This is a genomic window from Leptospiraceae bacterium (genome assembly GCA_024233835.1).
Classification (GTDB): Bacteria; Spirochaetota; Leptospiria; order Leptospirales; family Leptospiraceae; genus JACKPC01.
This window is the reverse complement of record JACKPC010000001.1, coordinates 86,382-108,340: the sequence shown is the minus strand read 5'-3', so window position 1 is coordinate 108,340 and position 21,959 is coordinate 86,382. Positions and strand designations below refer to the sequence as shown.

The 21,959-nt window shown below is 38.2% G+C and carries 16 protein-coding genes; 3 read left to right on the top strand and 13 right to left on the bottom strand.

Going from position 1 to position 21,959, the window contains the following annotated elements:
• Positions 1-13: 13 nt before the first annotated feature.
• The 8 genes from H7A25_00475 to H7A25_00440 all read right to left on the bottom strand — a co-directional run bounded on the left by H7A25_00475 (position 14) and on the right by H7A25_00440 (position 9,520).
• Positions 14-1,057 (bottom strand): hypothetical protein, encoded by a 1,044-nt coding sequence (locus H7A25_00475; GenBank protein ID MCP5498351.1) that lies wholly within the window; start codon positions 1,055-1,057, stop codon positions 14-16.
• A 7-nt stretch (positions 1,058-1,064) separates the two neighbouring features.
• The gene (locus H7A25_00470) at positions 1,065-3,170 is read right to left on the bottom strand and encodes a FecR domain-containing protein (protein MCP5498350.1); all 2,106 of its coding nucleotides are present in this window, start codon (positions 3,168-3,170) and stop codon (positions 1,065-1,067) included.
• A gap of 1 nt (position 3,171) precedes the next feature.
• Positions 3,172-5,238 carry a HAMP domain-containing protein gene (locus tag H7A25_00465; protein ID MCP5498349.1) on the bottom strand — a complete coding sequence of 689 codons (2,067 nt, stop codon included), beginning with the start codon at positions 5,236-5,238 and terminating at the stop codon, positions 3,172-3,174.
• 335 nt (positions 5,239-5,573) lie between these two features.
• Complete coding sequence (locus H7A25_00460; GenBank protein ID MCP5498348.1) at positions 5,574-5,816, bottom strand: GlsB/YeaQ/YmgE family stress response membrane protein; 243 nt, start codon at positions 5,814-5,816, stop codon at positions 5,574-5,576.
• A gap of 27 nt (positions 5,817-5,843) precedes the next feature.
• Positions 5,844-6,575 (bottom strand): hypothetical protein, encoded by a 732-nt coding sequence (locus H7A25_00455; protein MCP5498347.1) that lies wholly within the window; start codon positions 6,573-6,575, stop codon positions 5,844-5,846.
• 12 nt (positions 6,576-6,587) lie between these two features.
• A complete protein-coding gene (locus H7A25_00450; GenBank protein MCP5498346.1) occupies positions 6,588-6,758 on the bottom strand; it encodes a PD-(D/E)XK nuclease family transposase in 171 nt (56 codons plus the stop codon).
• A gap of 35 nt (positions 6,759-6,793) precedes the next feature.
• Positions 6,794-8,719, bottom strand: coding sequence for a serine hydrolase (locus tag H7A25_00445; GenBank protein MCP5498345.1), 1,926 nt, complete (start codon positions 8,717-8,719; stop codon positions 6,794-6,796).
• 9 nt (positions 8,720-8,728) lie between these two features.
• Positions 8,729-9,520 (bottom strand): hypothetical protein, encoded by a 792-nt coding sequence (locus H7A25_00440; protein ID MCP5498344.1) that lies wholly within the window; start codon positions 9,518-9,520, stop codon positions 8,729-8,731.
• A gap of 203 nt (positions 9,521-9,723) precedes the next feature.
• Between H7A25_00440 and H7A25_00435 the strand changes: the two genes are divergently transcribed.
• Together H7A25_00435 and cadA are read left to right on the top strand one after the other, a co-directional pair.
• Positions 9,724-10,434 carry a hypothetical protein gene (locus H7A25_00435; GenBank protein MCP5498343.1) on the top strand — a complete coding sequence of 237 codons (711 nt, stop codon included), beginning with the start codon at positions 9,724-9,726 and terminating at the stop codon, positions 10,432-10,434.
• 71 nt (positions 10,435-10,505) lie between these two features.
• Positions 10,506-12,641, top strand: coding sequence for a cadmium-translocating P-type ATPase (cadA, locus tag H7A25_00430; protein ID MCP5498342.1), 2,136 nt, complete (start codon positions 10,506-10,508; stop codon positions 12,639-12,641).
• 273 nt (positions 12,642-12,914) lie between these two features.
• Here the strand turns inward: cadA and H7A25_00425 are convergent, their stop codons facing one another.
• Positions 12,915-14,648 (bottom strand): AAA family ATPase, encoded by a 1,734-nt coding sequence (locus H7A25_00425; GenBank protein ID MCP5498341.1) that lies wholly within the window; start codon positions 14,646-14,648, stop codon positions 12,915-12,917.
• Positions 14,649-14,805: 157 nt separating this feature from the next.
• Here H7A25_00425 and H7A25_00420 point away from each other — a divergent pair, with 157 nt between their 5' ends.
• Positions 14,806-16,905, top strand: a complete 2,100-nt coding sequence (locus H7A25_00420; protein ID MCP5498340.1) for a (Fe-S)-binding protein — start codon at positions 14,806-14,808, stop codon at positions 16,903-16,905.
• A gap of 65 nt (positions 16,906-16,970) precedes the next feature.
• Here H7A25_00420 and H7A25_00415 read toward each other — a convergent pair whose 3' ends face one another.
• From H7A25_00415 to H7A25_00400, 4 genes are read right to left on the bottom strand one after another with little or no spacing between them, the layout of a single operon-like run.
• The gene (locus tag H7A25_00415) at positions 16,971-18,995 is read right to left on the bottom strand and encodes an AsmA family protein (GenBank protein MCP5498339.1); all 2,025 of its coding nucleotides are present in this window, start codon (positions 18,993-18,995) and stop codon (positions 16,971-16,973) included.
• Between the two features lies 1 nt (position 18,996).
• Positions 18,997-19,944, bottom strand: a complete 948-nt coding sequence (locus H7A25_00410) for an ABC transporter ATP-binding protein (protein MCP5498338.1) — start codon at positions 19,942-19,944, stop codon at positions 18,997-18,999.
• Positions 19,945-19,947: 3 nt separating this feature from the next.
• Positions 19,948-20,919 (bottom strand): ABC transporter ATP-binding protein, encoded by a 972-nt coding sequence (locus H7A25_00405; GenBank protein MCP5498337.1) that lies wholly within the window; start codon positions 20,917-20,919, stop codon positions 19,948-19,950.
• On the bottom strand, positions 20,919-21,959 hold the full coding sequence (locus H7A25_00400) for an ABC transporter permease subunit (protein MCP5498336.1): 1,041 nt from the start codon (positions 21,957-21,959) through the stop codon (positions 20,919-20,921). Before H7A25_00400 ends, H7A25_00405 begins: the two co-directional genes overlap by 1 nt.

The window sequence follows — 21,959 nt, the reverse complement described above, 5'->3', positions numbered from 1 at the left end:
ATTTAATTTTATTTTAAAAACGAATGCTGTACCCCAATTGAAAACTTTCTTCTTTTTTATCAGAGGAGTAAGAAAAGGAAAATCCTCCCCTGTTTGAAAATACGTCGTAGGTATTATATAGGTAGATTCCGATAAGCGCATTCAAAGCGTATTTCTCTAATTTTAGATTTTTTCTTGTTGTTTGCCTTGTATCCTGCCCGGCTTGAAATAGTAAAAAAGCAGCCGGAAAGGCCCTGTAATCCAGGGGCAATAAACTCAGAGCTATTACATCTCCCTGGTAATCCAGGTTTGTTTTGAGTCGTTGCTCATGAAAGTAAAAATAAGAGAACAAGAAAAATACAGTGCTTCCGGTTAAAATATGCCCCTTCGTTCTTTCTCCCCGGTACCACTGTTCAGTTCCCGGATAGAGTAATGAACGATAAAGAGCATGTTCAGAAGCTGTTTTATTTTCTTTTTCAGTAGGGTCTTCTGATTTTTTAAGTATTAAGAAATCCTTATATTCCGTAACTTTGTCTCCTGTATTTTGTATAACAATACTATAAGAACCTATATCTTCCGGACCGGGTTTTAGATGCACAAGAAGATGCTCGTGGCTGTCATATTGAGTCTGAACAGGTTTCAGTTCTTTTCCGGTGGAGCGGAAGAAGACTTTCGTATCCTGTAAAAAATTTTTTCCGCTTAAACTGAGTAAAACTTTTTCTCGAACCGGAACTGTAATTTCTCGATTTTGTCCCTTATTTAATTCCGGTTTTTTCGCTATAATTACATGTAACTGGTGCCACTCGGTAAAACCCTTTAATCTACCAAGTTTATTCAGATTTCCTATACGGTATTCGTATTCCCCGATTTCGAGTTCCAGAGAAATTTTTTCTTCTTTTACTTCATATGATTTTATTTTTCCATCCGGATATTTTAACTCTACTCTATATATTTCTACATTGGCTACAGGTTTCCATTTAATCTCTATTTGACCGTTCGGTTTCTCTTCTTCCGCTCCAATTACAAGAGAATATATAAGAAGTAAGCTATATAGTAGTATCTTAAAAAAATTTCTCATTTTTTTCTCACTTTATTATCTGTTCATCAGGAGTTATAATTTGCGGAACACTGTCCGGATTATCTAAAGTTATAGAAAAATAACCTTTGGAAAATAAACTTTCTCCTCTATCTTTTCCGAATAGACTTTGAACTTCCCAGTGATAACTTGTTTCATTCAATAATCGTAGATTTCTTATGATATACTTATTTTTCTTTATAAAAGTATCTACAATTGCTTTTCCCTTACCCGCTTCGAATAAACGGAAGCGATATTCTTTTACGGAAGCCTTACCTTCCCAGCGAAACTCAAGAAAGTCTTTTGCTGTCATATTAACGATCTGATCTTTTAGCGGGTATTTTAAGAGCGGAGCCACATTTTTACCTAAAATTAAAAGTTTTCGAACAGAAGTTTCGGCGAGTTCTTCTTTGTTCCTGATGAATCGAACTCTGTAAGAATATTCTCCTTCCGGTAAATCAGAAAGGCTTAGTTGATTATTAATAGTTCTTTCAGATTTGTAAATTGTACTAAATTTATCTTTTGATATTTCTAAAATGTATTCACCTGTAATGCTGGCCTTTGTCCAGATAAATAAGATTGCCTTGTAACTTCCGCTTACAAAACTTGCATTTTTATCGGGTTTTATAATTCGAATCTTTTCCTTACTATTGATTTGTAGCCTTGCATTTGAATAATCAGAGGTCTTACCCGAATTTTGAATGCCTCTAACCCTCCAGTAATACTGTCCTTCCGGCAATTCGGGAGGTATTTTTACAAAATTACCTTCCACCTTTCTATGCAATAGCTTTTGCTTGAAATCGCTTTCTTTCGAGATTTCTACTTCAAATTCTTTATAGCTCACATCGGAAGACCAATTCAGTAAAGTTTTACCCGAATTTAAGCTGGCTTTTGAAAAAGTATAACTTCTCGTTCCTTTCATTACTTTTGGTGCAGTTAATTCTCCACTTTTAATGATATGAAAGGTTCGTATATCCGAGACCTGTGGTTTTATTTCCCGAGCACCCGGTTTTGTTGTCAGCCTGGCGTAGTATGTACCTTCTGATAGAGGTTTCAGTCGGAAGCGGGTAGAAATAAGATCTTCTGAATATACCTGTTTACTTAGATTTGGATCTGAAAAAATTTCCAATTTATAGCTTGAAGGATAAGATACTTTTTCCCAGGAAAGGCTTATGCGCGGAAGTTCTTCCACATAAGAAAAATTTTCACCCTCACGAGGTGAGAAAAAAGCAAGAGTTTGTAAACCTTGAAGGGATAATTTACGAATTTCAGAATACTGCATTTTTCTTTTTTCATCAGAACCTCTTACTCTCCAGTAATATACGCCTCCCGGAAGGACAAGACTGGTATCATCTTTTTCCAGCTCAGCTCTTTTGACAGGTCTTTTAAAATAATAATCTTTAGATATTTCGAATATTACCTTTCCCTTGATTCCTTTTTTTGTCCAACTAAACTGAATTTTTTGCGGCTTTGGTATATAATAAATTCCTTCGGCAGGTTCTGAGAGGCGGATAGAAGTAAGAGTTTTTTCAACTCTATTCCCTTTTGCTAAAATACTTTCCTCCTCTAAAACTTCTTTTACTTTTCCATTTGTTTCAAAATTAGCTTTTCCTTTTTGTACCCTCAGGTTTAACTCTTCTCTGCCTTTCATAAAAAGACTAACTTCGGTATCTTTGGCTACTCCGGTAACATTGTTTTTTGTATTTACTTTTAGTTTGGTTGTAGATGCTTTCTCTCCAAAACGCTTAATTTTTAAGCCTCCGGCTCTAAAGTCGATATTGATATTATTTTCCGAAAAATCGAGATAAATCATGCTGTTTTCTTCCAATCTGAGTACCGTTCCATCGTACAGATGGATCTCGGCATTCGAACCTTCTAAAGAACGAATCGTGTCTTTATTTTTGATTATATCTTTCTTTCTTACCTTACCCCAAATAACATCTGAACTATATTTTCTATATATATAATTCTCTTTTTCCAGAATATATCCGATTACTTTTTCATTCCCTCCTCTTCTTTTTTGCGTTAGATCTCGATAAAGAAGGAATGAAAAAATGAATATTAGGAATAGCAAAACTATTGTTGCCAGTTGAGTTTTATTTCTCAAGAAATTCATACTACTTATGTGTCCTTGTAAACACTCCATCCCAATCCTCAGGAGGAGGATTCTTCGTATATTCTTCACAGCGTTCAAGTAATAGTTTTACGGCTTTATCGGTCTTTCCTTTCACTTTTTCAGACTCAGAGAATTTCTGAATAGCTACCTTCCAGTTTCTCATAAGATAATAGCGAATTCCTTCTTCATATAGTTGAACCGATTCAATAAGAGAAGATTCCAGGTTTGCTTTTTCGCCAATTAACTCATATACTTTCACAGGTTCATTTTTACCTTTTACTCGAACCAGGTCTAAATGACGGCAATGCATCACCTCATCAACTTTTCTTTGCATAGCCTCACTAATCAAAATATTCACTCCATAGTCTTTCGCAGCCGCTTCTAATCTGGCTGCCAGGTTTACCGTGTCTCCCATCATAGTATAAGAAGCAAGAGCGTCCGTACCCATAAACCCTACTTTTGCCGTACCGGTATTTAAGCCTATTCGAATATCCATTAGTTGTGCTTCTCGGCAATAAAGGTTTTTGGAAGACCAGTAAGTCCGAAGTTCTTTGAGTTTTTCCATCATCCGAACAGAAGCCCTTGCCGCTTTCAAAGAATGAGATTCTATCTCTACCGGAGCATTAAAAATTCCAACTATTGCATCCCCTATGTACTTATCCAAAACTCCTTCATGTTCTTTTAGAATAATCGTCATAGCCGAAAGATATTCATTTAGAAGGGAAGCCAATTCGGCGGAAGTTAATTTTTCACTGATAGTAGAAAAGCTGGCAACATCAGAAAAAAAGGCAGTAATGATTTTTTCATTCCCCCTTTTGAGGGTAGCCAGATCTTTCATGGCTTCTTTAACCACAACCGGATCTATCATGCTGCCCAATATGCTTTTCACCTTTTCTCTTTCTTCTAAGCCCAATCCCATTGTTAAAAAGGAGTTGGTAAGAAGGCCGATTTCATCCCGAGTCTGGGGTTTGATATCAAGCTTAAAAACACCTTTTTCTATAGAACGGCTGGCATCAACGAGACTAAGTACCGGCCCTGTGATAGATTTGGCGAAATATAAAACAATCAGAATAGCCGAGCAAAGAGCGATGGCAAGAATATACAAATTTCTCTTCTGTATATTATAGACCTCTTCTAAAGCTATATTCTCCGGAATATAAGTCATTACACCCGCATCAGCAAAGGCGACTTTAGCGTAAGAGCCGAGATAGTATTCTCCGGTTCTCTTATCTTTATATCGCATCTGGCCGTTACCGGCTTTATTGTTTAAGAACCTTTCTACAAGGGGAGTATCGGATAAGTTACTGGAAGAAAGAACCAGGTTTGCGTCGGGGTGTGTAATGGCAATGCCGGAGGAATTCACCATGAAGGCTTTTATATGACTTGAGCTATCAAACACATTTAATATTTTTTCCACCCGTAATAGAGAAATGAGAATGGACTTTTCTCCTTCCATATCAAGATAAGGAACACTGATAGCAATAATCGGAAAGGGAAAACCCTGGCTCACATTATGAAGAACAACTTCACCATTAAATGCTTTTTGGAGAACATTCGCATGTAAATAGACAAGCCTTTCTAAATCACTTTCTTCGAGTCGATTTTCAAGTATGTAATCAAGATTATAAGTATTTCTTATAGATTTTAAATATCGACCCTGTTCTTTAAAAACCCCGAGATAAACAAAGTTTTTATCATTCCGGAAAAAAAGCTTCTGGAGTTCTTCTTTTTTCTCTTCTGTTATTTTTTCAAAAGCCATGGCATTGGCGAGTATCATAGATTTTTCAACAATCGAGTTAAAATCGGATCGAACTTTATGGCCTATAAGTTGTGCAACTTTAAGACTATTTTCCTTTATTCTGACTTCACTATCATTTTTAAAAAAATAGGTTGTAAGAATGATAATACCGCTGATGAAAAAGAGAAGAATTAAAGAGGTAATGCCAATTAGTTTTACCTGAATTGTCCAGCGGGAAAGAGTGAATCCATTTTCTACAGGTCTTTTTCTGAGCATAAGTTCCTTTATAATAGAAAAAATAATAATTCCTAAGAATTTTATGACAATCATAAAACCTTTTTTTTGGTTTTAAAAGTGTAATTTCTTTAATCGTGGGAGGCTATCTAAAAAGTGCTCGCTTTAGTGCTCAGGGCCCGATGGCATTATCGAAGCCCCGATGGAGTTCGAAGCGACTTTTTAAACAGCCCCTTGCTTTCCGGAACCGGATACGGGTTTATCGGGAATGGCTGTAAAGTCTTTCGGGTAAGGTATATCAAAGTAGTTTACCGCGGTATAATAATTTATTCTCAGTACCTCCTTTTTTATGAGGACTTGCCTGTAAAAAATTGGAAACAAAAAGTAAACAGATCAAGCTTCAACTTAAATGTCTTTTGATTAGTACCATATTATTTTTTTAGTATTTTAGCACCATATAATATAATTACTGCGCCTAAAGTTGCAGAAATTAAAGAACCAAAAAATCCTCCGACCCGAATACCCACCAATTTAAATAAGTAACCGCCGATGATAGCTCCTACGATGCCAAGAAGAATATTACCTATTGCTCCGTAACCTTCTCCTTTCATTAGAAGTCCGGCAAGCCATCCTGCGATAGCACCAATAATTAGAAAAAATATAATTGAACCCATTTTTATAACTCCTGAAGCATAGTTTATTTAGATAATTTTTTTTGTATAGTATATTTCTTTTTCTAAAATACGTATTTCCTCTTTCAGCCATCCATCAAGGTTCATTTCTTTTAGTTTATCTAACATTTTCCTTGCATTGTCTGTATCGCAAAGCCTTATATAAATTTCAGTTAGAGCAAATGCATAATACGGATTAGACGAACTCTGCATAAAAGTAGCCTGAACTTTTTTTATAGCTTCTTCTTTTTCATCTATCAGAACAATTGTTCCGCAAATATAAATACAGATTTTTGGCCACATATATATCTGAACCAAATTTTCTTGACTCGATTTCGGACTCTCCCCCGACAGAGCCCGTGTGCAGGTATCTAAAACCCGGGCTTCTTTTTGTATAGTAGGGGATTTGATAGAAGTCTTGAATAAATAGGATAGCACTTCCTTTGCCTTGGGTAGATTTTGCATTCTTACATAAGCTTCGGCCAGTACATATCTCCAGTATTCACTTTTAGGATTTTCTTTGATCTCATTGAAAAGAAAAGATTGGAGTTCTATTTCATCTTCGAATTTATATACCTGGGAAGCGACAAATATATCGAACTTTCCCGGTAATAAAAACATCTGTATTGCGGAACCTATATCGATTTGGGCTACAGACCATTTTTTATGCTTTGCTATCCATAGGACAAGAAAAAAGAAGAATAAAAAAATGAGTAAGAATATTAAGTTTATGTAATCTTCTTTAAAAATATTTAGTATCAAATTATATATCCTTCAATTTGCTTGCTTAAGCTTTTGTTTCAGAAATTTGGGTAGTTCTATTATATGGATTTCCAGATCTTTCGTCAAGGCTATTTCCGGATTCTCTTTTTTCAATAGCTGGAAAGTCGAATGAAAATTGTCTATTTGCAGCAGGTTAAAGTTAAGAAAGGAAACGGAATACACAGGTTGCAACTGAACATATGTAGTTTTAATATAAGTTAAAAATTAAAACCATGCAGGTTCCAGTGGTTTAAGAATAAGGAAGTAAATAAGGAAAGTATGATATAGATGCCATATTTCCATTTCCTGTGAAAGCTGAGTTTGTGTTCAGCAAAAGCCCTGAGAGAACTGTAAAGGATGATACATAGGACTCCGAGACTTAAAACAGGTGTGTAAAAGATAAGTTTTTCATAATCCTGAAAACCGAGGTAAAGCCCCGGAAAGCGGGCATCCGACCATAATCCTCCCCTGAATACCAGGATATAAGCAGAAGCTAAAAAGAAAAAACCCTGTAGCAGGCTATGAGTAGTGATAAGTTTTCGCAAAACCCGTACCAATCGACTTTCTTTATCGAGAGTTTCCCTGGCAACAGGGAATTTAAATAGATATAGTATATAAGAAGAAACTAAAAAACTAAAAATCAAACAGAAATAGAGCAAAAGAAACGCATAGGTATAAAAGAAAACTTTCGGGTTTTCATACCATTTGAGTTTTCTGTATAAGTTATGGTTACTGAAAGCATTATAAACATGGCTGACTTCCCCGTAATTATCGACCCGAAATACGGAATGTATCCCATATTGCTCTTCTTTAAAAAAAAGAGGTTCTGTTTCTTTGAATTTTAATTCCTCCTGTAGGTTGGGATTCAGACCCGGGAAAAGAGGTTTATAATGAAGATAGGCTTCTTCGTCAAGTTTTACTTCAAACGCATATAAGAGTGCAGTAACTCGACTTATGGTTTTACCCGAAAATTTATGGGGTACAAAATAACCACTATAATCTTTCATCCTCTTTTTTTCTTCGAGATTACTTTCCGGTTTTTGAGAAATTTTGTTAGAGGGAAAAAAAGTCTTTAAGAAGGAAGTAATAAACTTTTGTCGTAAAAAGGAACTTTTTGCATTTGAGAAGAAAAATATCGAGATATCTTCATCAGAAAAAATGCAGAGCCTCGCTTCTCCGGAAGGCAGGAGGGCATCTTTATAAAAAATAATTTTCCCATTTTGATAGTTTTCATAAAGCCCGTAACTCATACCTTCAGTATCCGATACAAAACTATATTGCTTGCGAAAAATAAAGTTCCAATCAAATTCTTTTATCTTGTCTTTCGGTCTTTCGCTAAAGTACTGTAAAAGTTTTTCTATTCCTTCAAGCCCGATATAAAAGTTAAGCCTCGGACTTTGAATCAAAAAAAGTTGGGGAAATAGCTTCCAATCTCTATCCTGACTGTAATAAAAGGAAACCGGATCTTTCATTTGAAAGTCCGGTTCTGAAAATACATCTTTTATTTCTAATATATTAAATAAATTTTTTTGTATATACTCTTCTGCTTTCATTCCGCTTATATCTTCCAGAAGTTTTGTTAGGACCGAATAGGAGAGAAAGGAATGACTGGAAAAATTACCCGGTTCTGCATACCTATCGGTAGCCAGATTATTCAAAGGAATAGGAGTCTTTTTTTCCTGTTGAAAAGAATAAAAGCCATGCTCTACATCTACAAGTCCATCTGCATGGTTAAGAAAATGTCGTCCTGTCAGGTATGTATTAAAAGGCAGTTTAATTCGGAAAGATTTTAGATACTTATTAATATCTTCGTTTAAGTCAAATTTACCTTCTGCCTGTAATTTTAAAAGAGAAAGACTCAGTAAAAATTCAGATATACTTCCGAGAGGCAGGGAAGTTTTTTCGGGAAGAAAAGTGGTTTCCGGTGCTAATTTAGAAAATCCGTAGGTGCCCCTGTGTAAAAGTTTCCCCTTTTTACTTATCAGGATCAACATCCCCGGAGTTTTTGCCGAGTTTTCTCTGTAAAATCTATCGGAAAAGTTTTTTACATACTCGGGCTTGAAGTAGTCTTCCGTTGGAGCGGCTTTTAGGGGAACTAAAAGAAAAAACAAAACCATGAGAATAATAGAATATAGATAATTCATTATGTGTTCCTAAAATATGGGTTGAGCTTTCTTTACTCGAACCCTGGAAATTTGTTCTTTCTTTAAATTACTTTTTGTTTGAAAAACTTGAAATTCTGAGGGAAGGGTATAACCGGAATATTGTTTTTCATTTAGAAAGATAACCTCATAAGTAATATCCCTATCTAATAGAGTATACCTTGTTAAACTACCATTTTCTTTTAATTCAAATCGGGCCTTGAATTTCTCGGCTCCTAAAAAAAAGGAAATTTGAAGTATATTAGAATTTTCTTCTTTCCATTGCATTTCCTGTTGTAATAAAAATGCTGAGGGAATGAAAGGTAGTAAAAGGGCAAATTTTATTGCATTATGTCTTGTTACTTCTTCATTTTGCTGGGAGGAAATCGGGATAACTCCGAAAAGCTTGAAATTCGTCTCTCCTTTTCCTTTTTTCCAATGCTCGTAACTGATTCCCCCGGATAATTTGGTCTTAGATATAAAATATTCAAAAGGAGATAAAAGATTTTCAGAAGTAAATTTCAGGTCTTTTTCTTTTAATAATAGTTCTCCATCCAATTCGAGAGCCAGGCTATTTACAAGGGGTGTTCCCTCTTTGATAGAATGTTTCAGGTATTCTTCGAGGGAGGAGGGAAGGCCCATGAACATAAATTCATTGAAGGATTTTCCGGTACTCTCAAATTTTGCTTTTTCCCATTCCGAGGAAAACTGCCGGTATTGAAATATGTTAAGGGCAATAAGGCCTATCCCAAAAATGGATAAAAATAAGCCTATAAACATTATATATTTTAGGGTTTTATTCATGATTTTGCTTTTCCATTCCCATCTGGTTAAGAAACAGGAGCCTTAAAAATTCTTCAAGGGCTATTTCTTTTCCTGTACATAAAAGAAGTAAAATAAAAAAGACTTAAAGAAAAAATCTTGTAAAAATAAACGGAAATAAAAATAAATAGTGGAGAACGCTTAGTAGTAAAATCGATAATAAATTACAAGGAAGTATGAGCCCTATGAAATTACTATACATTCTGATTGGATTGTCGTTGACAACCGGGATTTTTGCTCAGGACAATGCCGCAGGTGCTGCCGGAAGTGGAAGTTCAGGAGACTCGAACACGACTTATACCGTAGAACTCGACGGGGAAGGAAACCCGAAAATGAGAAATCTTCCTTCGGAAGACTCAAGAAAAGAGCTGGAAGAAGATGTTAAGAATCTCGAAAAAGATATTAAGTTTTTTTCCGAAAAAATTCAAAAACTGGTTCCCTACCTCAAAAAATACAGAGCCGACGAAGTAAAAGACAATAAATTCACCAGGCAAACCGAAGCTTACAAAAACTCTATTCAGGGTCAGGTCTATCATTACATGATAAATGAATCTTTTACCCTGGATCTGGGTTCCAATGAGCTGTCTTTCAAACAAAGAAAAGGCCGTCTGGGTGCAAGAACTTATGAACTTACCCAGATTAGAGAACTCAGCGGAAAAGGCGATGCTGCTTCTGTAAAACTTACCATCCAGAAATACACTCAGTACGGAAAGTTAGACCTGGAAGTTGTAGAATACGGAAAAATCATGGATCCCTCTTACAGGGTTCGTATCCTGAGAAATTACCGTAACATGGTAGAAGGTGCTGCCAGAACTCTGGATAAGCTCGTAGAAGGTGCTATCCATAAAGATTATGTAAAAGTAGCCAATAGCATTCGGGACATAGACACTAACTAATTTTTTCTAATTGCAGTTCTAACTGCTATTCGCGATAAGGAAAGAGACGTAAGTTTTACGTCTCTTTTTTTATGAGTGAGAAGAAAATCTATTTCTCTGTTGAGGGCATGACCTGTACAGCCTGTTCTGCAAGAATCGAGAAGAAATTAAACCGTATCGAGGGCATAGAAGCCCGTGTAAATTTTGCCACGGAAAAAGCAGTGGTAAGTATCTCGGACGAAACGAAAATCCAGGCTTCCGAAATCATCCAGCTTATAGAAAATACCGGCTACAAAGCGAGGGAATACCTCGAAGACAGAACCGATGAAAAAACAAAATCCCGCGAAAAGTTAGAAACTTATCTCTTTATTTTTTCGGTAATTCTTACCCTGCCTCTCGTTTTTCCCATGCTTCTCATGGTTTTTAATTTTCATTATCATATTCCCTCTTATGTACAACTCCTTCTGGCCACACCGGTTCAATTTATCGTGGGTTACAGGTTTTACAAAGGAGCTTATTCCGCTCTCAGGGGTTTTAGTGCGAATATGGATGTACTGGTGGCTCTCGGAACCTCCACGGCTTATTTTTTAAGTCTTTATACACTCCTAATTCATCCCGGACAACATCTGTATTTTGAAGCCAGTGCTTCCATTATTACCCTCGTTTACCTTGGAAAAATCCTCGAACATGGGGCAAGAAAAAAGACCTCCAGTGCAATTAAAGAACTCATTGAGCTCCAGCCCGAAACAGCCCTGGTTCGAAGGGATGAGGAATGGAAAGAGACTTCCATTCGAGAGATTCAGTCAGGAGAAGTTTGCCAGGTTCGAGCGGGAGAACTCATTCCGGTTGATGGAGAGGTTCTAAAGGGAGAATCCGCGCTTGAAGAGGCAAGCCTTACAGGAGAGAGCCTTCCCCGTTCTGTCAGGCCGGGGGAGAAGGTATATGCCGGAACAAAAAACCTGAATGCCAGCTTGGAAGTTAAAACTATTTCGATGGGAAAAGATACGGCTCTCGCGAAAATCATTCAAACCGTGGAAACGGCTATAGAATCGAGGGCCCCGATTCAGAAATTGGCTGATAAAGTGTCGGCTTTTTTTGTGCCGACTGTAGTTTTTATATCCTTTTGTACTTTTCTCGTCTGGTGGTTGATTACGGGAAACCTCGAGCTTTCGATTATCAATGCCGTTGCGGTTCTGGTAATTTCCTGCCCCTGTGCCCTCGGACTGGCTACTCCCACAGCGATTGTTGCCGGAAGCGGCCTCGGTGCTAAACTGGGAATTTTAATCAAGGATGCAGCGACCCTCGAAAAAATGAACCGGGTAGATATTCTGGCCTTTGATAAGACCGGAACTCTTACCAGCGGTAAAACTCTTATACAATCTTATGAACTTTCCTCTGTTGAAGAGGAATCCGAGTTTTTTACTGCCCTGTGTTTAGAAAATGAGTCGAACCATCCCCTTGCTTATGCGGTTCGCAGTTTTTTAAAAAATAGACAGATTTCTCCTCCGGAAATTGAAAATTTAACAACCGAAGCCGGAAAAGGAATTCGTGGAAGTATAAAAGGAGTGGATTACTACATCGGAAGCGCCGGTTTCCTGAAAGAAAACGGTATTTCGGTTCCGACATCCATAGAAGCCACAGCCTTTGTTGGAAAGAAGGGGCGGTATCTGGGGTGTTTTCAGGTAAGCGATGAATTACGTCCGGATGCGAAAAAAGCCCTCGAAATCCTGAGAAAACTGGGTATAGAAACTCTGATGCTTACTGGTGATAAAAAAGAAAAAGCTGTTCTACTGGCACAGGAACTGGGTATAGAAACCTTTAAAGCTGAAGTTCTGCCCCATGAAAAAAGAGAAGCCATTCTCCGGCTAAAAAAGGAAGGCAAGGTTCCCGGGATGATAGGGGATGGCATTAACGATGGGCCGGCATTGGCTGAAGCGAGTTTAAGTTTTTCCTTAGCTTCCGGTTCGGGGATTGCGATTGAAACTTCAGATGTCAGCTTATTAAAAAATGAACTTCTCTCGGTTCCCAGAGCCCTGCTTCTTTCCCGTGCGGTGATTCGGAAAATCAAGCAGAATCTGTTTTTTGCCTTTATCTATAATGTAATCGGCATTCCCCTCGCAGCCCTGGGTTTTTTGAACCCTATGTTTGCAGGAGCGGCTATGGCTATGAGTTCTGTTTCCGTAGTAAGTAATTCTCTGCTTTTAAAACGCTGGAAACCCGGTTTTTAGAAAGGAAGGTATCTTTACTTAATTGAAAACTCTGAGAACGGAACTCGTTGTATACCTTATAAAAAATGATTATTTCATCCTTCTTTAAAGGGATGAAATAATAAAGGATTTTTGTTTCGAGTCCTAGAAAAAGAGTTTGTCCTGTGTAGATAAAAAAGAGGGGGGGATGTAAGGTAGAGGAGATTTGGTTATGGAAATCGAGATACCGTGTATTGTAAATTCCAGATATAAGTGAATATAATTTATCGGACAGTAAGATTCTCTCTTAAGGTGTCAAAACCCGGCAACCTCCACAAGTTCTACCTGTTTGTCGTGGGTCACGATGAGAGCCATGGAATGGAGTTCTCGGCCAAATTGCTTGAAGTCACGCTTGTAGGTCTCGTAGTATTCTTTTGCCTGGGAAATAGCCGCTTCCCGCTTTGCTCTGGCTTCCGAAGGAGAATCTTTCTTGTAGATATATTTGAATTCCATGATAAAGTTATGCATCACGTAATGGTAATAGGCCGGGTGAGCTTCGAAGAGAAGGTCGATGCGTTTGCCGCCGGGTAGTTCTCTTTCGGAGATAATGTTGTAGAGCTTACTCAAAGTAAAGTAGGAGATAAACATAAACTTGATATGCTTCTCTGTCATGGCAGAAAAATCGAAGTTTGAGAGTTTATTCTGAAAGAAATCAACAGCTAAATTTTTCAAGCCCTCTACTTTCCCGGACTCGGACATTTCGGCAATGCAGTTGTGCAGAGCACTTACATCGAAGTCCACCCCGTTTTCTTCGAGGAAGTTCTGGAAATACTCCCAGTGTAGGGTTTTAATCACCTGGTTCGGCACAACAAAACGGTTGGGAATATTTGTCATGGTTAAGAGGCCGAAGAAGAACAATAATGATTTTAATTCGTAGTCTTTCAAGCGGTTTTCAAAGGTAAAGCGCTGTACTAATTGAAAGGTTAAATACTCCTGAGTATTAATTTCTTCTAAGATTCGTTTCAGGTTTTCCTTACCGCTACTACCCACGATCAAGCCTTTCAGCTTGCTATAATCTGTCTTTACATTAAAATCAAGGATCTCTTTAGGATAACCCACATCATGAAAATACTGTAGAAAATACAAAACCATATCCGAATTGAACACTTTCTTATGGGCCTCTTCAGAAAACAGATAACCATTATAAAATGTAGTCATATCCAGAAACACTTCTTCTTTGCTCTTTTTAGCAAATCTTTCCAGGGGCACTTTATCTAATATGCCCCGCACTTCTTCTGCTGTAAAGCCCAGCATCTCATTGAACTGCGGATGGCCTGTCATATTGCTCATGATATTAAAACCACTGGCCAGTTCATCGAGCATGATAGGAGAAACACCGGTGATAAAAAACCTTTCAAATACACCTTCTCCACTGGCTATTTTCATTTGCTCGTAGAAGTTGCGGACATAGCCGGTTTCAGAGATAATGTCACGAACAAATGCTTCTTTTCCCTCCGAAGCGAGCTTATTGGCAAAATGATCGTATTCGTCGATAAAAGTATAGACCTTAAGGTTTTTGAGTGCTACCGTATCTTTTACATCCTGAATGATTTCGGCTGCATCCAGAGTCTCGCAGCGTTCGAGGAGCTTTTCTATTTCAACCCGGCTAAATAAATGCTGATAATCCTGCCAGAAGCGTATGACGGTTTGCCGAACGCGATGATGGAAAGAAAACTGCATTTTTTTCTCAGAAGATGTGTCCATACCGGAAAAGTCAAACTTGAGAACTAGGTAGGAATTTTTCAGTTCTGTAGGTTGTTTATGGATGTAGAGCTCATGGAAAAGTTCATCGAACTTTTCCTGTTTTTTCAGGTCGTAATAGGCCTGTAAAACACTAATCCAGAGGCTTTTTCCGAAACGCCGGGGCCGAATAAAGAAAAACTTTTCTACATGTTCGAGCTGCGGAATAAAATGAGTTTTATCAAGAAACAGGCGTTGATTCCTTCTCAGATTATCGAAATTGGCCTCTCCATACGCGATTGTTAGCATAAGAGCAGTTTATCCTGCAAAGATTTTCCTGTAAATCGGAAAAAGGGAGGAGCTTTCCCTTCCCTTTTTAATGAGTTTTCTCAGGGTTTTGGAAATGATGATCCGGGAAAAATGAATCGACAGTTAGAGATTGAGTTGATTTCATGTACCAAATCTTATAGCTAAAGGTTGTGTACTCTTGGAAAACTTAATCTTTCATCTTGTTTTCACCGTATTATTCATCATAGCCAACGTGGTTTTTGTGCGTGCTGTGCTCTACAGGTTGGGGCTGGTTTTTTCCGCCCGTGATGCCCAGTTTAACGAATGCTTCAAGAAAAACTCAAACCTCGGTTTTCGCCTTAAAAGCGTCTGGAATAACGTTATCCTCCAGAAAAAGCTATTTAAAGAACCCATCCGCGGTCTGATGCATGCTTTCATCTTCTATGGTTTTTTAACCTATTCTATCCATACAACGAACCAGATGATAGCCGGTGTGGCGGGATACTGGATGAGTAGTCTCACTGAACTCTATAAATTCTCTATCGTAGAAGCTCTTCTGGGCAAGGGTGCGGCTCACGCCTATGAACTTCTGGTTCAAATCATCTCTTTCTTTGTTCTTCTGGGCCTGGGGTATTTTGCCTGGAGAAGATGGATTTCCAAAGCCAAAGGTCTGGATATTCCCTCTACCGCTTCTGCTATTGTAATCAGCATGATTGGTACCCTGATGATTTCTACTCTTTTAGGAGAAGGGGCCAAAGCAGTATCTCAGTCTTTTGCTGATGGAGCCAGTCCCATTGCTTCCGGTATTGGTGGCATCTGGACAGCTTTAGGAGTAAGTGGCGCTACAGCCGATACAGTTTACCAGGTAATGTGGTGGGTGCATATTCTGACTGTATTTGCCTTTATGTTGTATGTTCCGACTTCCAAGCACTCTCACTTGATTTTTGCTCCCATAAATTTCTTTTTAGTAACAGATACTCCCCGGGGTATGCTTCATAAACTGAATCTTGAGGATGAAAGCGAAGATGCTCTCTGGGGAAGGAATAAAGTTCAGGATTTTCCCTGGCCGAACCTTTTAGACGGTCTGGCCTGTATCGAGTGCGGTAGATGTCAGGTACAGTGTCCGGCTAACAGAACCGGAAAAGCTCTGAATCCGAAAAAAATTATCACAGATATTAAACACGCTCTTTTAGAAAAAATGCCGGAAGTGCAGGAAATTAAGAAAAAAACCGCTGCCGACAAGCTGGTAGAAGCCCTTGCTGAGGTGGATACCGGGGTCATCCGCAACTACACTTCTGAAGAAGAACTCTGGGGTTGTACCAGTTGTTACGCCTGTGTGGAAGCCTGTCCGGTTGGCAATAACCAGGTAACTGCCATTATGGAAATGAGGCGCTACTTAGTGCTCACCGAAACCAGCTTTCCGGGAGAGCTTCAACTTGCCTTCCAGAACATGGAAAATAACTCGAACCCCTGGGGAGTCGGAGCTCATACCCGTGCAGACTGGGCAGAGGGCCTGAATGTAAAAACGATGGCTGAAGACCCAAATGTAGATATTCTTTACTGGGTAGGTTGTGCCGGTGCTTTTGACGATAGGAATAAGGATGTAGCCCGTTCTTTTGTTAAAATTCTCCAAAAAGCTAATGTAAACTTCGGTATTCTCGGAACAGAAGAAAACTGCTCCGGTGACTCAGCCAGAAGGGGTGGAAACGAGTATCTTTACCAGACCTTGGCCCAGACAAACGTAGATACCATGAACGGATACAACGTGAAAAAAATTGTTACTACCTGTCCGCATTGTTTCAACACTATCAAGAATGAATATCCTCAGTTCGGTGGAAATTATGAAGTAGTTCATCATTCGCAATTCATCAACCAGTTAGTTAAAGAGAAAAAAATCGATGTTGGTGTAGCTAAGGATGCAGCCAATGGCAAGTTTACCTATCATGATTCCTGCTACTTAGGAAGATATAATAGTAACTATGAAAACCCAAGAGAGGTAGTGAAAACAGTTTCCGGAGGAAACTTAAGTGAGCCTATTGATCACCATACCAAGGGACTCTGCTGCGGTGCCGGTGGAGCCCAGATGTGGATGGAGGAGCATGGAGAACGTGTGAACGTAAAAAGAACCAACCAGCTTCTGGATACAGGAGCCAGTACAATTGCTGTGGGTTGTCCATTCTGTATGACTATGGTTCTGGATGGAGTTAAAGCAGCAGGAAAAACAGAAGAAGTGAAAGTGAAAGATTTATCCGAGTTGATTGCAGAAAACTTGAAATAAACCTTTCATTTCAAATAGAGTCTCTCTCAAATACTTCAAAAGCCTGTGAGTTTTCACAGGCTTTTTTATTTGTTGCTTTTCTTTTTCTTCCCGAAGAATCCTTTGAAAAAACTCCAACCCGTATCTACATCTTCGGATACAGCCGAGCCTACGAGTCCACCTACTACTGTTCCGGCGGGTCCGGCCAGGATTAGAGTTCCGGCATATACGCTGGTTAGCCAGATGGGGTCTACAATAAACGCAATAGTTTTTTCTGAATTGTAGATTATCGGAACTTTGATAGCTTTTCCTACAAGACCTTCCAGACCTACCGTAATTCTTAAACTTGCATTGGAGGAAAAGTCCACATCCCCTTTACCTTTGGCCTGAAGCCCGAGTCCTTTATATTCAAAATCCCGAATCTGTATGGTTTCATTTTGAATATATAGAGTAGTTTTCATATTTTGAAAGCTACTCAAGGTTTCATTCTCTTTTTTTATGCTAATAATTTTATCCAGAGCATATATGGGTTTCAAAAAGTTGGCTTTATCAAATAACTGTCCATCTTTTACATTTAACTCTCCGGTTCCGAAAAGATTCTTTTTTATATCTTTCTTGGAGAGACCCTCTGTTCGGATACGAAAAACAGCCTGAAGCTTTCCTGAAACCAGGTCTTTGTCATGGAAATTGCGGATAAACTTTTCAAGGTTTATGTTCTCAAGGTTTATATCAAATTGAGATTGCATATTTTTTATGAAATCAACCTTTCCGAGTAGATATACTTCTCCATCTGAAACTCGGAAACTACAGGAGGGTATTGATAAAAATGAGTTTTGAAGGCTTAGTTTGGAGTTAAGGTGATAGATAGCATTATGCTTATATTCCATGTTTCCGGAATATAGTTGTATATCGAAATTGATAGGAATTCGGATGGTTCTATTTTCTTTTTTCGATTCTTTTTTATTTACTCTGGAAAAAGAAGAAGCAAAGTGCAACACCGGTTCGAGATGTATATAATTTGCACGAATATTGGAACTCAGGTAAGGCACATTTGAAAACTTTAAATTTGCATCGAAGCTACCGGAAGAAATATTCCCGATTACATAATTTGAGTTTTCCAGTTGGATACTTGCATTTTTATGATTATAGATGGCTCGGGTATTCAGGTTAATCGGCTGAACGAAAGAGATACGGTTTCCGGCCTTATAGTATAATTTGGGTATGGAAGTTGTACCTTTTACTAGAAGTAAATCTGATTTCGTATTTTTATCTACATATAGATTTGCATTTAGTTTGGATTGTTTGAGTAAAAGATTGGGAAAGCGTACATACTTTTCTGATTGACCGAGGGCAACTTCATCCAGTTTTAATTTCATTTTAAAGCCAATATTATTAAAATCCAGTTTATTCAAATCAAGATCAATACTCCCTTTTGCTTCTACCTGGCTGGAATAATACTTGAGTTTTGTTTCCACGTCAATTTCCGAAAAGGAAGGCATGTTTCCCTTCAAATGATAAACGTAAACATTATCCTGTACGTGTTCGGTTAGCTTATCCAAATTTACTTTAACATTGTCAATTTCTACATTATTAATTACTAACTTTTCGTTAATGTACCGTAATACTTTTTCTGCCGTATTTGATTTTCCTATTTTTTCTTTTACAGGAAGTTTTTCTTGCTTCTCTCTAATTTCTTTTTCTTCCGATTCTTGTATCATCTTCAAGGCCTGGTCTACATACAGGTTTACATCTACTTCTCCTTCTCGTAAGACTACATTTTTAAAAAAGTATTTACCTTTCTGTAAAAAACGAGTCCAGTAGAGTTCTAACCCTAATTCGTGTAATTGTGTATAAATTCGTTCTTGATTTTGGGGGTCACTTACTTTGAGGTCATAGAAGTTTAAGCGTAATTTGGGAAGAAAGTCAATTCCGGAGTCCCGAAAGGTGATTTTAAAACCCACAGTGGAACTGACTTTTTTTACAAGATAATAAAGAATTCCATTAATCAGGATAGGAACATATAGAGTAGAAGAAAAATGCAAAAATAGAAGGAAAAAAAAGGCAACTTTTAAATTTCTTGAAAGCCGAATATTCCCTGCTGTAAGCTTCATATTAAACCAGATGACAGGCTACATACTGTGAATCGCCAATCTTTTTCCGGATGGGCTCTTCGGTTTTGCAACGATTTTCAACCATTGGGCAGCGTGTATGGAAATAACAACCGGAAGGTTTATGGATAACTCCGGGGATTTCTCCTTTCAGTATCTCTCGCTTTTTCTTCCTTCCGGAAATCTCAAAATTAGATGCAAAAAGAGCTTTTGTGTAAGGGTGCAGGGGATTTTCTAATAAGGTTTCTTTTTTCCCCCATTCCATTACCTTTCCTAAATACATTACGGCAATTTCATCGGCAATGTAACTAACAATACTTAAATCGTGTGAGATAAAGAGCAGAGAAAGTTTATGTTCTTTACGATAATCCTGTAAAAGGTTTACTATCTGTGCCTGGGTAGAAACATCAAGGGCAGAAACAATTTCATCACAAACTACGAATTCGGGTTTTAAGATTAAAACTCTTGCAATCGCAATTCTTTGTCTCTGACCTCCCGAAAACTCATGAGGATAACGGTATAATATATCTTCTTTTAAGGCTACCTTTTGCAGGATTTCTCTCGCCAGCTTTTCTTTTTCTTCTTTGCTATATTTTCCGTGTAAAGAGAGGCCTTCCGTGATAATTTCATAGACGGTCATTCTCGGATTTAGAGAAGAGTAGGGGTCCTGAAAGATAATTTGAATTTCTTTTCTGAGTTGCAACATTTCTTTTTTATTGAGTTTTAAAATATCAATACCATTAAAAAGAACAGAACCCGAATCTTCTTTATGTAGGCGAACCAGGGTTTTTCCGAGTGAGGATTTTCCGCAACCGGATTCTCCTACGAGGCCTAAAACCTTTCCATCGCCTATTGTCATGTCAATATTCTCAACGGCCCGTATAATATCTTTTTGAAAAGGCTTTTTAGACGCAACGATATAACTTGCATTTAAGTTTTGAATTTCAAGCATACTCTATTCCTCCAGGAAACAACGGCTTCCATGGCCATCCGAAACTGTAAAAACTTTTGGTTTTTCTAATTTACACTTCTCTAAAACACTTTCGCAACGAGTGGAAAAATGACAACCCGCAGGATATTTGTCGGGACTTGGAACAATACCGGGTATGGTTTTTAATTTCTCTTCCTTTTTTAATTTTAGACCGGAGGGAACCGAAGCAATTAAAGCTTTTGTATATGGATGTCTCGGATTTTCGACAATTTCATCTATCGTTCCGGTTTCTACGATTTGTCCGGCATACATCACGGCAATTCTATCCGAAAGAGCTGAAACTAAACCCATATCATGAGAAATGAATAATATCGACATGTTCCTTTCCTTTTTAAGTCCTAACAGTAAGTCTACAAGTTGTGCCTGTATGGTTACATCCAGAGCGGAAGTCGGCTCATCGGCTATAAGCAGTTGTGGTTCGCACATAAGGGCCATGGCAATACTGATTCTCTGTAGCATTCCTCCGCTCATCTGGTTCGGATAGGCATCCAGTCTTGTATCGAGGTCGGTTAAACCTACTGAAGACAAAAGTTCTTTCGCCTTTTTTATCGCTTGATTTTTATCAGGAGAAATGTGAATCAGGTAAGATTCGGTTAATTGATCTTTGATTTTTTTTAAAGGGTTTAAGCTGGTGAAGGGATCCTGAAAAATGTAGGCGATTTCTTTTCCCCGAATCTTTCTTAATTCTTCGTTGGGAAGAGATATCAGGTTCTTCTCTCCGAAGCGGATTTCTCCTTCTTTGTATCGAATGAGGTTTACGGGTAAAAGTCTTGTTAAAGACATGGAGCAAACTGATTTTCCGCAACCTGATTCTCCTACAAGGGACAGGATTTCTCCTTTTTTTAAGTTAAACGATACATCCTGTATTACAGGTAAAATAGAATGAGGTAGAACAATATCTAAAAAGAGATTCTTTACTTCAAGGAGGTTTCCCATTAATGAATTACCACCTTTTCTTTGGAATCAAAAGCATCCCGCAAACCTTCTCCTACAAAGGAAGTGAGCTGGATGGTTGTAAAAAGAGCCAGTGAAGGAAAGGCAATTAACCACCAGGCACTCAGGCGTTCTTTTCCCTGTGCGATAAGTTCTCCCCAGGATGGATTGGGAGCGGGTATTCCGTAGCCTAAAAAGTCAAGGGCCGATAAAACTGAAATGGAACTGATTAATGAAAAGGGAAGAAAGGTAACGAGGGGAGTTATGGCATTTGGGATGATGTGGCGAAGTATGATTTTATAGTTCGGAACTCCGAAGGCCCTGGCTGCATCTACGAATTGAAAAGAGCGTAATTTATAAAATTCTCCCCGCATATAATAGCTGATTCCTATCCAACTGATTACACCGTATGTAAAAAGCAGGATCCCAAAACTTCTTCCAAAAAAAGATCCCATGATTAGAATAAGATATAGAAAAGGTATGGAAGATATAATTTCAATTAGCCTTTGGAAGCTTAAATCAACGAGACCTGCAAAGTATCCCTGAATTCCACCGATTATAGTGCCTAAAAACAATTCAATAAAGACCAGAACCAGGCCGAAGGTCAAAGAAATTCGGTATCCGTAAAAAAGGCGGGTAAAAACGTCCCGTCCCCTATCATCTGTACCGAACCAGTGTCTGGTATCCGGTGCGGTAGGAGGAATTACACCGGCTTCCAGGCTGGCCAGGTTATCTTCATTTACTCCGTATGGAATCAAAGGAAAGAGGATATAGTTGGAACCATTTTGAAACCGCTCTTCCTTAGCCAGCTTCTTATAATTCGGAATCGTTTTTAAGGTTCCTCCGAAGGTTTCTTCTGAATGAAAGGAAAAAATAGGGAAATAATAAGTTCCCTCGTATTTCACCAGAAGCGGGATATTGTTCGCAATTACGGGTGCAAAAAGCGAAATGCAATACGTGCTGAGTAAAAAGAGTAAAGAATAAAAAGCTCTTTTATTGTTTCTAAACTTAAGGAGTCTGCGTTTTGTATCCGGGTTCAACAT